The sequence below is a fragment of the Streptomyces sp. NRRL F-5123 genome (genome assembly GCF_000721495.1).
GTDB lineage: Bacteria > Actinomycetota > Actinomycetes > Streptomycetales > Streptomycetaceae > Actinacidiphila.
Genome location: NZ_JOHY01000002.1, coordinates 83,272 through 96,860 on the forward strand (window position 1 = coordinate 83,272; position 13,589 = coordinate 96,860).

The 13,589-nt window shown below is 74.1% G+C and carries 12 protein-coding genes and 1 pseudogene; 5 read left to right on the plus strand and 8 right to left on the minus strand.

What is annotated here, in order from left to right; genetic code table 11:
* Positions 1 to 146 precede the first annotated feature (146 nt).
* Positions 147 to 1,190, minus strand: a complete 1,044-nt coding sequence (locus IH54_RS0102130; protein WP_031512426.1) for an ArsR/SmtB family transcription factor — start codon at positions 1,188 to 1,190, stop codon at positions 147 to 149.
* 328 nt (positions 1,191 to 1,518) lie between these two features.
* On the opposite strand from IH54_RS0102130, the gene IH54_RS41305 reads away from it, so the two are divergent.
* Entirely contained in the window at positions 1,519 to 2,163 is a 645-nt protein-coding gene (locus IH54_RS41305; protein ID WP_052396982.1) for a hypothetical protein, read from the plus strand.
* Between the two features lie 160 nt (positions 2,164 to 2,323).
* Here IH54_RS41305 and IH54_RS0102140 read toward each other — a convergent pair.
* Positions 2,324 to 3,274 (minus strand): annotated as a pseudogene (locus IH54_RS0102140) (NAD(P)-dependent oxidoreductase); the annotation flags it as partial.
* Positions 3,275 to 3,345: 71 nt separating this feature from the next.
* Here IH54_RS0102140 and IH54_RS41310 point away from each other — a divergent pair.
* From IH54_RS41310 to IH54_RS0102160, 4 genes are all read left to right on the plus strand, one after another.
* Positions 3,346 to 3,984, plus strand: coding sequence for a GNAT family N-acetyltransferase (locus IH54_RS41310; RefSeq protein WP_031512430.1), 639 nt, complete (start codon positions 3,346 to 3,348; stop codon positions 3,982 to 3,984).
* An 11-nt stretch (positions 3,985 to 3,995) separates the two neighbouring features.
* Positions 3,996 to 4,589 carry a TetR/AcrR family transcriptional regulator gene (locus IH54_RS0102150; protein WP_031512431.1) on the plus strand — a complete coding sequence of 198 codons (594 nt, stop codon included), beginning with the start codon at positions 3,996 to 3,998 and terminating at the stop codon, positions 4,587 to 4,589.
* 186 nt (positions 4,590 to 4,775) lie between these two features.
* Positions 4,776 to 5,261 (plus strand): universal stress protein, encoded by a 486-nt coding sequence (locus IH54_RS0102155; protein WP_052396983.1) that lies wholly within the window; start codon positions 4,776 to 4,778, stop codon positions 5,259 to 5,261.
* A gap of 95 nt (positions 5,262 to 5,356) precedes the next feature.
* Positions 5,357 to 7,393 carry a prolyl oligopeptidase family serine peptidase gene (locus IH54_RS0102160; protein ID WP_078861871.1) on the plus strand — a complete coding sequence of 679 codons (2,037 nt, stop codon included), beginning with the start codon at positions 5,357 to 5,359 and terminating at the stop codon, positions 7,391 to 7,393.
* Here IH54_RS0102160 and IH54_RS0102165 read toward each other — a convergent pair.
* The 6 genes from IH54_RS0102165 to recR form a co-directional block, all read right to left on the minus strand.
* A complete protein-coding gene (locus IH54_RS0102165; protein WP_052396984.1) occupies positions 7,373 to 8,260 on the minus strand; it encodes an SURF1 family protein in 888 nt (295 codons plus the stop codon). The two genes, IH54_RS0102160 and IH54_RS0102165, sit on opposite strands and share 21 nt — an antisense overlap.
* A gap of 91 nt (positions 8,261 to 8,351) precedes the next feature.
* Positions 8,352 to 9,551, minus strand: a complete 1,200-nt coding sequence (locus IH54_RS0102170) for a hypothetical protein (RefSeq protein WP_052396985.1) — start codon at positions 9,549 to 9,551, stop codon at positions 8,352 to 8,354.
* Positions 9,548 to 10,198: a SigE family RNA polymerase sigma factor gene (locus IH54_RS0102175; RefSeq protein ID WP_107060075.1), complete on the minus strand. Its 651-nt coding sequence runs from the start codon at positions 10,196 to 10,198 to the stop codon at positions 9,548 to 9,550. The genes IH54_RS0102170 and IH54_RS0102175 overlap by 4 nt, the downstream gene beginning before the upstream one ends.
* A gap of 532 nt (positions 10,199 to 10,730) precedes the next feature.
* Positions 10,731 to 12,044, minus strand: a complete 1,314-nt coding sequence (locus tag IH54_RS0102180; RefSeq protein WP_031512440.1) for an aspartate kinase — start codon at positions 12,042 to 12,044, stop codon at positions 10,731 to 10,733.
* A 215-nt stretch (positions 12,045 to 12,259) separates the two neighbouring features.
* Positions 12,260 to 12,988, minus strand: coding sequence for a DUF5063 domain-containing protein (locus tag IH54_RS0102185; RefSeq protein ID WP_078861872.1), 729 nt, complete (start codon positions 12,986 to 12,988; stop codon positions 12,260 to 12,262).
* Positions 12,981 to 13,580, minus strand: coding sequence for a recombination mediator RecR (recR, locus tag IH54_RS0102190; RefSeq protein ID WP_031512442.1), 600 nt, complete (start codon positions 13,578 to 13,580; stop codon positions 12,981 to 12,983). The genes IH54_RS0102185 and recR overlap by 8 nt, the downstream gene beginning before the upstream one ends.
* Between the last annotated feature and the right edge of the window lie 9 nt (positions 13,581 to 13,589).

The window sequence follows — 13,589 nt, forward strand, 5'->3', positions numbered from 1 at the left end:
AGACCAGCCGAATGGCCGCGGCCGTCCGGGAGCCATGGGACGGTCGCCGAAGACGGCACGGAGAACGGCGCGAACAACCTCCCACCGGCGGGCCGCCGCACGGCAACCGCGCCCCGCCCCCGGGCCGAGAGGGTGCGGAAAACAGCTCAGCCCCGCACGACATCCCCGCCCGCGGCAGCGAGAAGCTCCGCCCCCAACGCCGTCAGGCTGTGAAAGCTCCACCGCCCGCTGCGCCGCGTCACCACGAGCCCCGCCCGCCGCAGCACGCCCGCGTGCTCGCTCGCCGACGCGGGAGACAGCCCGACACGCCGGGCGAGCCGGCCGGTCGTCACACCGTCCGCGATGACTTCGAGCACCGCCGCCCTGCTGTGCCCGATCAGCGCCGCCAGGCCCTCGTAAGGCGCCCCGCCGCCCGGCGGTGGCGCGAACGGGTCCGGGGCACCCGCGCCCGCGCCCGCCCCGACCTCGTAGTAGAGCGTCGGCTGCTCGTCGTCCGGATCGCACGGCACGTACCCGCCGAAGGCCCCTGGCGCGAGGACGAGTCCGCGCCCGCGCAGGTGGTAGTCGTACGCGAGCGGCGCCACGGTCCGCACCTCCAGGACCGGCGGCCGCCACCGTACATGGGGCCCGAGGCCGTCCAGCACCTTCTCCATGCCGCCCTCTCCCAGCTGCCGGGTGCGGGCGGCGCGGTCCGCGGCGAGCGCCGTGGTGATCCGTCGCCAGTACGGCGCCACGGCCACCCGGTGGTACCTGCGTACGGCCGCGGCGAGGCCTTCCACGGTGGCCGGGTCCCCCGCGGCGAGGTCGCGGGTCCAGCCCGGCAGCGGGCGGTGCCGCCCGACGTATTCCAGGTCGGCGCGCAGTACCCGCGAGGGCGTGCCGAGCAGCCGCTCCAGCTCGTCCTCCAGGCTCTCCAGGCCGATGTGCGGGCGCAGGAAGCGCGGCACGGGATGGGCCGGGTCCGAGGCCGTGAGCTGCGCGAAATACGTCTGCCAGGGCCGCTGCCGGCGCGGCCCCGGGGCGTCGAGGAGCGCGAACCCGACACGCACCAGCCGCCGCCAGTCGTCGAGCCGCGGCGCGCCCGCCCGCTGGGTGAGCCGGAAGGCACTGAAGGTGGCGGCCGCCAGCGGGCTGGGGCGGCCCGCGATCCGGGTGCGGGCCAGGTCGGTCAGTGTGAAGTGGATGCGCACGAACGTCCCCCATTCGCTTCGGCTCTCGCCCGGCTTTCGCTTCGGCCAAGGCCGAAACGTACCGCCGTCGTCCTCTTCGCCCGGCACGGTGGTGTGTGCGCGGCGCTTTCGAGCGTACGGGGGGAGCTCGAAAGCGCCGCCCGCGAACGGCGATGCGCCGTCCGGACGGTGCTGCGCGGGCACATGGCACGGCGCCCGGCCGTGGCGGCGCGAAACGGGAACACGGACCGCACGACACCGCGCGGCGGCACATCCTGCCGCGCGGAGGAGCAGGGCACGTGCCGTCGCAAGGGGGCGGCGGCGCGCACACGGAACGGGAGGACGTGGCATGAAGGCACGGCAATGGACCGCGGCGCGGCAGGCAGGCACACCGGACGCAGGGACTGTCCGGCGGACCCCCACCCGGGCGGCGGGCGCGGCGGCACTGGCGGCGGGCGCGCTGGTCGCCGTCCTCGCGGCACCTGCACAGGCGCAGGCGGCGCCCGCGAACACCGTCCCGGACCTGCCGGGCGTACCGGCGAACGTGCGGGGCCTGCAGGGCCCGGTGGTGACCTACCCGACCGAGTCGCCCAGGGACTACCCCGCGGGCGAGGTCTGCGCCTTCCCCACGCACACCGAGTTCCCGGTGAGCGACCTGCGGATGCGGACCTGGACGGACTCCGCCGGCACCCCCGTCTTCGCGATCGAGGACGGCCCGCTGCTCATGCGGGTCACCAACGTGGACACCGGCAGGACCATCGTGCGCGACATCTCCGGCACGGGCGTGATCACCTACCCCACCCCCGACTCGTACATCCTCAGCGGGAACGACTGGTCGGCGGGTTTCCACACCACCGACCGGCCGGTCCACAACAAGTGGATCGTGGCGAGCACCTTCATGTCGGTGAAGATCACCACGGTCGACGGCCGGACCAGCAGGGAGCTGCTGGCCCTGATCGGTCCGTACGAGGACATCTGCGCGACGCTGTCCTGACGGACCCTCCGTCCGCGGTGCCCCGGCCCCCACCCCGGCACCGCGGACGGAAACGCGGCCGGTGGGCGGAGCCGCCCGTCGGAGCCGCAGAACGCGGCACATTGCGGCGGCACGACCGGCGGCGCGGCACAATGCGGCGGCACGGCAATGTGCCGGCCTGTCACCCGCCGTGCGGCGCCGCGGCGTCCCGCTCCTGCGCGTCGGCGGACGTGCGGGCCTCGATGGCGTGCAGGACCGCGACCATGTCGCCGTCGCCGTGGCCCATTGCCACGGTTTCGGAGAAGAGGGCGTGGCAGACGTCGAGCAGCGGGGAGGCGAGCCCGGCCGCGCGGGCCGCGTCGGCGATGAGCCGGTTGTTCTTCAGCACGTCCACTGCGCCCGCCTGGACGGCGAAGTCGCGCTCGCGCAGCTTGGGCGCCTTCATGCGCGAGACGGCGCTGGCCATGGGCCCGGCGTCGAGCACGGCGAGGAAGCGGTCCCGGTCCAGACCGTGCCGGTCGGCGAAGTGGTAGGCCTCGGTGAGGCCGGTGACCATGGTGATCAGGAAGAGGTTCACGGCCAGCTTCGTGAGCAGGGCGTTCGGCACCGGGCCGCAGTCGAACGCGTCCCGGCACACGGGCGCGAGCAGCGGCCGTACGGCGTCCGCCGCCGCCTGCTCACCGGCGAGCATCGCGATCAGCTGCCCGTCCTCCGCGGGCACGCGCGACCCGGACACCGGCGCCTCGACGTAACGTCCGCCCGCCGCGCGGACGTCCGACTCCAGCGCGTGCGAGTAACCGGGCGAGGTGGTGCCCATGTGGACGAGCGTCCGTCCCCGCACCCGGCCGGCGAAGGCGTCCGTACCGCGGCCGAGGACGTCGTCGACGGACGCGCCGTCGGCGAGCATCAGGAAGACGACGTCGCATGTACGCAGCACCTCCGCGGCGGAATCGGCGACGACGGCCCCCGCCCCCCGCAGTTCCGCGCACTTCGCGGGCGTCCTGTTCCACACCGTGAGCGGCGCGCCCGTCGGCTGCCGCCGCTGCAGGTTGAGCGCCATGGGCCGCCCCATGACGCCGAGCCCGAGAAAACCGATTCTTCTTCCGTGCATGCGGGCGCGCCCCTTCCGCCGTTGCCGCCGGGCCTCCCCGGCGGGCCGAGGCCGGGTTGCGGCCTATGACACACGTCATAATACTGGTCCCTATGACGACCGTCATAGGGGCTTCGGCCCGGCTGCCCGGGGACGCGGAGCCTCCTCTCCCCACGGCGGCCCCGGCCCGCGCGCGGACGGCGTACGGAGCCGCGCGCACCCCACCCGCGACGACATCCGCGGCCCCGGCCGGGCGCTGGCGGACCGAGCCCGTACGCCCTTCCGACGCGCCCGCACTGCACGCCCTGTTCGCCGTCTGCTCGCCCGAGACGATCCGGCTGCGCTTCTTCGGCCAGGTGCGCGCTCTCCCGGAGGAGTATCTGGAGCAGGCGCTCGCGGGCAGTCCCGACCGTCACGACGCGGTGGTGGCGTACGCGCGGGGCGGCTCACGGAACCGGCTGATCGGCCTGGCCAGCCTCGCCGCCCCCACGGGCAACGCGCGCGATGCGGGCGAAACGGCCGCGGAGCTGGGCCTCCTCGTCGGCGACCCCTGGCAGCGGCAGGGCGCCGGCCGCGCGATGCTGGAGCTGCTGCTCGCCAGGGCCCGCGCCCGCGGCGTCCGGCGCGTCACCGCGACTGTGCTGCCCGGCAGGCCCGCGCTGCTCGGCGCGCTGGGGCGGCACCTTCCCGCCGCGCACCTGGCGTACACCGCCGACGGCCCGAGCGGCGTCTATAAGCTGGACCGACCCTGAGGAGGCCGGCGATGACCGCACCCCGCACCCACGGCCCGCGGGAGCGTATGGTCTTCGCCGCGGCCCAACTCATCCGGCGCGACGGCGTCGGCGCGACGGGCATGCGCGACATCGCCGCCCACGCCGAGGCCCCGCGCGGTTCGCTCCAGCACTACTTCCCCGGCGGCAAGGAACAGGTCGTCAATGAGGCCGTCTCGTGGGCCGGCCGCTACGCCGGCAAGCGCGTCGACCACTACCTGGCCTCCCTGCCGGAGCCCACCCCCGGTGCGCTCTTCGCCGCGATGGCCCAGCAATGGATCGACGAGTTCGAGTCCGAGGGCTTCCTCACCGGCTGCCCGGTGGCCGCCGCCACCGTCGACTCCACGGCCTCCACCCCGTCCGCCCGCGCGGCGACGGCCTCCGCCTTCACGGCCTGGACCACCCCCCTGACCGCGGCACTGGTCACCCTCGCCGTTCCCGCCGGCCGCGCCCCGGCCCTGGCGACCCTGATGATCTCCGCCCTGGAGGGCGCGATCCTCCTCTGCCGCGCGCACGAGTCCACCACCCCCCTGACCACGGTCACCACCGAGCTGGCCCCCCTGCTGGACGCGGCCGCCCGCTCCTGAGCACCCGGCACGGCGAACAGACGAGGACGGGGGGCTGCGCGCGAGGACGGCCCGCCGTGCCCCGGCCCGCCGCAGCCCTCGCGGGCTCCCGCTCCGGTCGCGCCGCCCCCGGCCCATGCTTACGCTGCGAATCAGCGGGTAACCGCCCATCCGTCCACCCGCCCGCGCAAGCGAAAGGCCGACAGGATGCCGAACGACACGATCATCGTCGGGGTCGACGGCTCGGCGCCCTCGGTGCAGGCTCTGCGCTGGGCCGGCCGCCAGGCCGAGCTGACCGGCGGCAGGCTCGTCGCCGTCATCGCCTGGGAGCTGCCGGGGGCATTCGGCTGGGCGGGCGTCCCCGGCCTCCCGCAGGACCTGGACATGGAGGAGCCCGCCGCCCAGGCGCTCGCGGAGGCGGTCAAGGACGCCCTCCCGCCGACCCAGGCGGAGACCGTCGAGCAGGTCGTCGTGCTGGGCAACCCGGCCCAGGCGATCCTGGACCGCGCGGACGAGGAGGACGCCGACCTCATCGTGGTCGGCGTCCGCGGCCACGGCACCTTCCGCGCCACCCTGCTCGGCTCGGTCAGCCACACCGTGACCGTCCACGCGGAGTGCCCGGTGGTCGTGGTGCGCGGCAGCGACGACGTCCCGGAGACCGCCGACGCCTCGGGCCCCACGTCCCAGGAATAACGCAGCTCCCCGCTTTGTCAGGCCCCTGCCCAGAGTTATCCACAGCCTGGGCGAGGGCCGCTCGTGAGGCGTGCCCGGCGGAGCATGATGGATGCATGAACGAGACGACCGGATCCGCCAGCGGGTCCGCACCCGCATCCGACGCGGCGCCCGCCGTATCGGCCCAGCCCGTAGCACCGGCCTCGCCCGCGGCTGCTCCGGCCGGCCCGGCTGCCGACGCCACCGCGCCCGGGGCGCCCGCCACCCTCACGGCCCCTCCCCCCGCGCACGCCCCCGCGCACGCGCAGGAGGCCCCTGCCGGCTCCGCGGGGGAGCACACCGTGTCCCGGCGCGAGCCCCACGGCCGGCTCCCCGACTGGGAGAAGAGGTACCGCGCACCGCGCGTGGGCCTGCCGGAGTGGGCGGAGGACGCCCCGGAGCGCAATCTGTACGTCTCCGACGTGACGGGCACGTACGAGCTGTACGCGTGGGATCGCCGTACGGGCGAGCGCCGCCAGGTCACCGACCGGCCGAACGGCACGACGGAGGGCACGCTGAGCCGGGACGGCGAGTGGGTCTGGTGGTTCTCAGACACGAACGGGGACGAGTTCGGCGTGTGGATGCGCCAGCCGTTCGGCGGAGGTGAGGACATACCGGCCGCCCCCGGCCTCGCCCCCTCCTATCCCGCGGGCGTGGCGCTCGGTGTCGGCGGTGTCGCGGTCGTCGGCCGCTCGACGGACGACGAGGGCACGACCGTGCACGTCGTGCCGCCAGGCGGTGCGGAGCCCTACGAGATCTACCGGCACGAGGAGTCCGCGGGCGTCGGCGACCTCTCGGAGGACGGGACGCTCGTCGTCATCGAGCACACCGAGCACGGCGACGCGATGCACAGCGCCCTGCGGGTGCTGCGGGTCGCGGACGGCTCGGTGGTCGCGGAGTTGGACGACACCGAGGGTGGCGTACGCGAACTGGGCCTCGACAGCTGGGGCTTCGCCCCGGTGCGCGGCGATACCCGGCTGCTGGTCGGCCACCAGCGCTCCGACCGCTGGCTGCCGCTGATCTGGGACGTGGCGAGCGGCGAGCAGACCTTCCCGTCGATAGACCTGCCGGGCGACGTGCAGGCCGAGTGGTATCCGGACGCCGGGGCGCTGCTGCTGGTGCACGACTACCACGCCCGCAGCGAGCTGTTCCGGTACGACCTGGCAGAGGGCACGCTGACCGCGCTGGACACCCCGCGCGGCTCGGTCGGCGGCGCCACCTCCCGGCCTGACGGCACGGTGGAGTACCTGTGGTCCTCTGCGGAGCGGCCGCCCGCGGTGCGCTCCACCACCGGTGCGGTCGTGCTGGAGGCGGCCGGGCTGCGGGCACCCGACTCGGTGCCGGTGGAGGACGTCTGGGTGCAGGGGCCGGGCGGCCTCATCCACGCCCTGGTGCAGCGCCCGCCCGGCGCCGGGCCGGACGCCATGCCGCTGCCGACCGTCTTCGAGGTGCACGGCGGCCCGACGTGGCACGAGTCGGACTCCTTCGCCGCAGGCCCCGCCGCCTGGCTGGACCACGGCTTCGCGGTGGTGCGGGTCAACTACCGCGGGTCGACCGGCTACGGCCGGGAGTGGACGGACGCGCTCAAGCACCGGGTGGGCCTCATCGAACTGGAGGACATAGCCGCGGTCCGCACATGGGCGGTGGAGTCGGGCCTGGCAGACCCGGCACGGCTGGTGCTCACCGGCGGCTCGTGGGGCGGCTATCTGACGCTGCTGGGCCTCGGTACCCAGCCCGGCGACTGGGCGGTGGGCATAGCCGCGGTGCCGGTCGCGGACTACCCGACGGCGTACGCCGACGAGATGGAGGCGCTCAAGTCGCTGGACCGCACGCTCTTCGGCGGCTCCCCCGCCGAGGTGCCCGAGCGCTACGAGGCCTCCTCGCCGCTGACATACGTGGAGCAGGTCACCGCGCCGGTCTACATCAGCGCGGGGATGAACGACCCGCGCTGCCCGATACGCCAGATCGACAACTACGTGGAGCGGCTGCGGACACTGGACAAGCCCCACGAGGTGTACCGCTACGACGCGGGCCACGGCTCGCTCGTCGTGGAGGAGCGCATCAAGCAGGTCCGGCTGGAGCTGGCCTTCGCCCTACGCCACGTGGGCGGCTGACCCGGCCCTCGCCCCGGTTCCGGCTCCGGGTCCCGCCCCCGGGCCGGGGCCGGGCGGGGGGAGGATCCCCAGCTCGGCGTCGGCGCGGGCCTCGGCCTCCCGCCGGGCCAGCCGGAAGTACATGAAGACGACGAAGCCGGCGAAGACGAACCACTGGCCGGTGTAGCCGAGGTTCTGGAAGGCCTTGAGGTCCAGCCCGCTGTTCGGTGGCGCCACCGGCGGTACGGCCTTCAGGGGTGCGGCGGCCTCGGTCGCGGTGATCCAGCCGTTGTAGACGGGATACGGAAGGAGGTTGACCAGGGATGCGGCGCTGATGATGCCCAGCTGCCCGGAGGGGAGCCCGCCGGGCGCGGTGGGCACCCCGTTGCTGCCCGCCGTCTCCGGGTATTGCAGCGCGCCGGTGACGGTGACCTCGCCGGAGGGAGCGGCCGGCACCGCCCCGCCGGCGGCACCGCCGTCCGCCGGGCCGCCCGCGGGCGCCGTGCCCGGCAGCCAGCCGCGAACGACCGGCAGCGCGGCGCCGCCGTCGAGCCGCAGCGGGGTGAGCACGTAGTAGCCGTCGCGTCCGTCGAGCCGACGGTCCGGAACGAGCATCTGGTGCGCCGCGTCGTAGCGGCCGGTCGCGGTGACCCGGCGGCCGGAGGCGTCCGAGGGCACCTCGGCCCTGGTGTCGGGCAGCACCCCGCCGAGCGGGACGGGCTTCTGCTCCGCCGCGTGGGCCTGGGAGCTCTTGGCGTCCCGGTGCTGGTCCACCCGGAATTCGAAGCGGCTCAGCTGCCAGGTGCCCATGAAGACGCACACGACGACGGCGAGCACCACGAACGCGCCGACGGCCAGCCAGCGCGGGGTGAGCAGGAACCGGTACACACCCCCACGGTACGGGGCAGCGGCGCGCCGCCCGCCACCGGGACCCGGTCCTGCCGCCGCCCCCTGGTCAGGGCGGGGGCGCCCCGGCCGGTCAGGAGCCGGCGGGCGGGCTCTCGGCAATCGGTGCGGTGGTGTAGACCGTGCCCGCACAGGCGTCCTGGAGGGTCGGGCCGACGATGAGCGGTGCGCCGGCGGCGGGGGTGTGGGTCAGCGCGATGGCGGCCGGCGCCGCCGTCGCGGTCGGGGTGCCGACGGACTGCCCGCCGCCGGCCGGGCCGTCCGCCTTGGCCGCGGCGGCCGGGCCCGCGCCGTCCGCACCCTCGGCGGCAGCGGCGGGGGTGTCCGTCGCGGTGGGCGCCGCGGTGGGGCTGGCCGTCGGCGAGCCGGTCGGCGGGCAGCCGCCCGGCCCGGTGTCGGCGGGCACCCAGGCGAAGGCGACCTCGTACGTCTGGCCCGGGGCGAGGACGAGCGGCTGCGCGTCGTCGGCGGGCGGGGGCAGCTCGGTGGCGGCGTCGCCCGCGGTGTGGTTGACGACCGTGATCTGCCCGGGGTCGGCGGCGCCCTGGGCGATGACCCCCACGGTGGCCGGGCCGGGCGGCACGGTGCAGGCGGAGGTGGAGACGTTGGCGACGCGGAACCACCCGTGGACGTGTCCGTCGGGGTCGGGGACGGCGTTGCTGCTGCCCCCGCCGAGCTGGGTGCTGGAGCAGGCCGGGGCGGCGGCCGTCGGGAGGCTGCCGGGGCTGGTGGCCAGGCCTGCGGAGTTGCCGCTGCCGCCGGAGGCCGTGGCCTGTCGGCCGGAGCCGTCGTCGTCCGGCCCGGTGCGGTCCGCCCCTGCGTCGCCGCTGGTGCCCCAGGCGTCGGCGCGGCCGTCGTCGTCCGGGTGCGAGGCGCGCGGGCTCCCCGGGCCGGCGGGGGCCGCGGTGGGGCTGCCGGTGGCGCCGGCCGCGTGGACCAGCGCGGGCACCGCCGCGCCGACCAGCAGCAGGGCCGCGACGCTGCCGGCCATCGCCTGCCGCCGGTGCAGCCGGCGGGCGGGCACGGCGTGGCGCAGGTGGTCCAGTGCGTCGGGCGCGGGCCGCAGGTCGCGCACGGCCTGGTGGAAGAGGGCACGCAGCGCCTCCTCCTCGCCGGCCTCGCGGAGGGCGCCGGTTCCGGCGACGGCCTCCGTGTCGGAGCGGGGGTCGGCGCCGGGGGCGGAGGCGGGGTCGCGGTCGGGGCCTGGGGTGTGGTGGTGCCGGTTCATGGTTTCGGGGGTGTCGTCGTCGTGTCCGTCGGGGGCTGCGGTCATGTCGTGCTCTCCATCGCGACCCGCAGGGCGGCGATGCCGCGCGAGCCGTACGCCTTCACCGAGCCGAGCGATATCCCGAGCGTCTCGGCGACCTGCGCCTCGGTCATGTCGGCGAAGTAGCGCAGCACCAGCACCTCGCGCTGGCGCCGCTGGAGGGAGCGCATCGCGGCCTTGAGCTGGTCGCGCTCCAGCAGCTCGTACGCGCCCTCCTCCGCGGACGCCATGTCGGGCATGGGCTTGGAGAGCAGCTTCAGCCCGAGGATGCGGCGGCGCAGGGCGGAACGCGAGAGGTTGACCACCGTCTGGCGGAGGTAGGCGAGGGTCTTGTCGGGGTCGCGGACCCGGCTGCGGGCGGAGTGCACCCGTATGAAGGCCTCCTGCACGACGTCCTCGCAGGACGCGGTGTCGTCCAGCAGCAGGGCGGCGAGGCCCAGCAGGGCGCGGTAGTGGGCGCGGTAGGTCTCGGTGAGGTGGTCGACCGTGGTGCCGGCGGCCATCGCGGCGTCAGTTCCCCCGCGTCCGTCCGCCCGCCCGTCGGCGCGTTCGTCCGCATGCCTGTCGTCCGATCGGCCGTCCTGCCCGCTGTCGGTCGTCGCCGTGTCCGGTGCGGCAGGCGTCACCCGCGCCACCGGCCAGGGCGCGATCACCGGAAGCCCTCCGTACGGCGCCCGCTTCGTTCCGGCCGGGCGTACCGCACGGGCCGGGTCGGCCGGGCGCGCCGGACGGGCCGCGGGTGCGACCGCCGCTCGTCCCAGTGCCGTATCGATAGCCAGTGCCTCCGCCACGCCAGTTGGACACGCATCCCCCTGTCAGGGTTGTACGCGCAAGGCACCCCACCCGACGGAGCGTCATATATCCCCATGCGCACCAGCTCTTCCCTCAGCGCCTGATTTGCACCGACGGCCCCCGTTCACATTCGGTGTGTGTGCAGCACCCCGGACAGCACCCGGTAGCGCGCTGACACAAAGACGCTCCCCCGCGGCCGGCGGTTGCGGCCACGGGGGAGCAAATTCTCCAGGGTTGCACGGGCGGATTCAAGTGGTCCAGACCAGCTTCCGACCAGATTCAGCCGATTTCGACCCGATTTGCCGGAATCCTTACGCCAGCACCGCCAGAAACTCCGGAAGCTGCGAAAGCTCCGGGGACTCCGGGGACTCCGGCCCCGCGGACTCCGGAAGCTCAGCGGCCGGTACCGCCGTAGACCACGGCCTCGTCGCTGTCGCTGTCCAGCCCGAACGCCGTGTGCACGGCCTGCACCGCCGCGTTCACGTCGTCGGCCCGGGTGACGACCGAGATGCGGATCTCCGAGGTCGAGATCAGCTCGATGTTGACCCCCGCGTTGGACAGCGCCTCGAAGAAGGTCGCCGTCACGCCGGGGTTGGTCTTCATCCCGGCCCCGACCAGCGAGATCTTGCCGATCTGGTCGTCGTAGCGCAGCGAGTCGAAGGCGATCACCGTCTGCGCCCGCTGCAGCGCCTCCATCGCCTTGTGGCCCTCGGCCTTCGGCAGCGTGAAGGAGATGTCGGTCAGCGCCGTCGTGGCGGCGGACACGTTCTGCACGATCATGTCGATGTTGATCTCGGCGTCCGCGATGGCCCGGAAGATCGTCGCCGCCTCGCCCGGCTTGTCCGGCACCCCGACGACCGTGATCTTCGCCTCCGAGGTGTCGTGCGAGACACCGGAGATGATGGCCTGCTCCACTGGGCTGCCTCCTTGCGTGACGTGGTGCGGCACCGGCCGCGCTTCCAGCCCCTCGGGCCGTTCGTTGCTGACCCAGGTGCCCGGGAGTCCGGAGAAGGACGAGCGCACATGGATCGGGATGTTGTAGCGCCGCGCGTACTCGACGCAGCGGTGCAGCAGCACCTTCGAGCCGGAGCTCGCCAGCTCCAGCATGTCCTCGAAGGCGATCCAGTCCATCTTGCGGGCCTTCTTCACCACCCGCGGGTCCGCGGTGAAGACGCCGTCGACGTCCGTGTAGATCTCGCAGACCTCGGCGTCCAGCGCCGCCGCGAGTGCGACCGCCGTCGTGTCCGAGCCGCCCCGCCCCAGCGTGGTGATGTCCTTCTTGTCCTGCGACACACCCTGGAAGCCGGCGACGATCGCGATGTTGCCCTCGTCGAGCGCGGTACGGATGCGGCCCGGCGTGACGTCGATGATCCGCGCCTTGTTGTGCACCGAGTCGGTGATCACACCCGCCTGGCTGCCGGTGAAGGACTGCGCTTCGTGGCCGAGGTTTTTGATCGCCATCGCCAGCAGCGCCATGGAGATGCGCTCTCCTGCGGTCAGCAGCATGTCGAATTCGCGGCCGGCCGGGATCGGCGACACCTGCTCCGCGAGATCGATCAGCTCGTCCGTCGTGTCGCCCATCGCCGAGACCACCACGACGACCTGGTGGCCGTGCTTCTTGGTGTCCACGATCCGGCGTGCGACCCGCTTGATGCCTTCGGCATCGGCGACAGAGGAGCCGCCGTACTTCTGCACGACAAGGCCCACGTGCGCTCCTCGCTCAGGGATGTGAATGCGGTCGGCCCAGTTTAACGAGCAGGCACGATTCGCCCGGAACGTATCGCATGGTGAGATGTGACGCTCAGAGAATGATCACGCGATCACCCCGGCGACCGCCGGACCCGCCCTCACCCCGCCAGGCCGGACCCCCGCCAGGCCCCGCCAGGCCCCGCCCGGACCCCGCCCCGGCCGCCGCGGGCGGCTCACCGCGCCGGCCGCAGCCCCATCGTCCCCAGCTCGGCCTCCATGACGCGGCCGGCCTCCTCCGCCAGCTCCTCCTCGTCGTCCGCCTCGCCACCCGTGTCCAGGCCGTCCAGCTCGTCCAGCGGGCTGTCCAGCCGTACGTGCGCCACCAGCGACTGCAGGGCCCGCAGGCTCGCGCTCGCCGTCGACCCCCAGTTGGACAGGTACGAGAACTGCCACCACCACAGCGCCTCCGACACCCGCCCGGCCCGGAAGTGCGTGAGCCCGTGCGTGAGATCGGCCACCACGTCGGCCATGTCGTCCGAGATCCGGCAAGCCACCGGCGTCGACCGGGGCACGTACGGGTCGAAGACCTCGGAGTAGACGTCGATCGGCTCCAGCAGCGCCGCGAGGCGCTGCCGCAGGTCGTCCTCATCGGGCTCGGGCCCGGCGTCCGGCTCGTAGCGCTCGTCGGGCACGAAGTCCTCGTGCGCCCCGAGCCGCCCGCCCGCCAGCAGCAGCTGCGATACCTCCAGCAGCAGGTACGGCACGGCGCTGTCCGGGTCGTCGCCCTTGGCGACCTCGCGGACCGAGAGGATGAAGCTCTCGATCTGGTCGGCGATCTGGACGGCGTACTCGTCCGGCTCCTGCTCGCGCGGCAGCGCCACCACCGGATCGACTGCGGCCGCGCCACCGCCCGCCGAACCGGCGGGACTCTCCGGGTTCCTGTTCACCACGGTCTCAGACATCGAGCAACCGCCTCCCTTCGAAGGCCCGCCCCAGCGTGACCTCGTCCGCGTACTCCAAGTCGCCGCCCACCGGCAGGCCGCTGGCCAGGCGCGTCACACGCAAACCCATAGGTTTGACCGTCCGGGCGAGGTACGTCGCGGTCGCCTCGCCCTCCAGATTGGGGTCGGTCGCCAGGATCAACTCGGTGACCGAGTCGTCGGCGAGCCTGCGCAGCAGCTCCGCGATCCGCAGATCGTCCGGCCCGACCCCGTCGATCGGGCTGATCGCCCCGCCCAGCACGTGGTATTTCCCGCGGAACTCGCGGGTGCGCTCGATCGCGACCACGTCCTTGGGCTCCTCGACGACGCAGATCACCGAAGCGTCGCGGCGCGGATCCCGGCACACCCGGCACAGCTCGTCCTGCGCGACGTTCCCGCACACCTGGCAGAAGCGCACCTTCGCCTTGACCTCCGCCAGCACGTGCGCCAGCCGGCGCACGTCGGCGGGGTCGGCCTGCAGGATGTGGAAGGCGATCCGCTGCGCGCTCTTGGGACCCACGCCGGGCAGCCTGCCCAGTTCGTCGATCAGGTCCTGGACCACGCCTTCGTACACGCCGGGTCG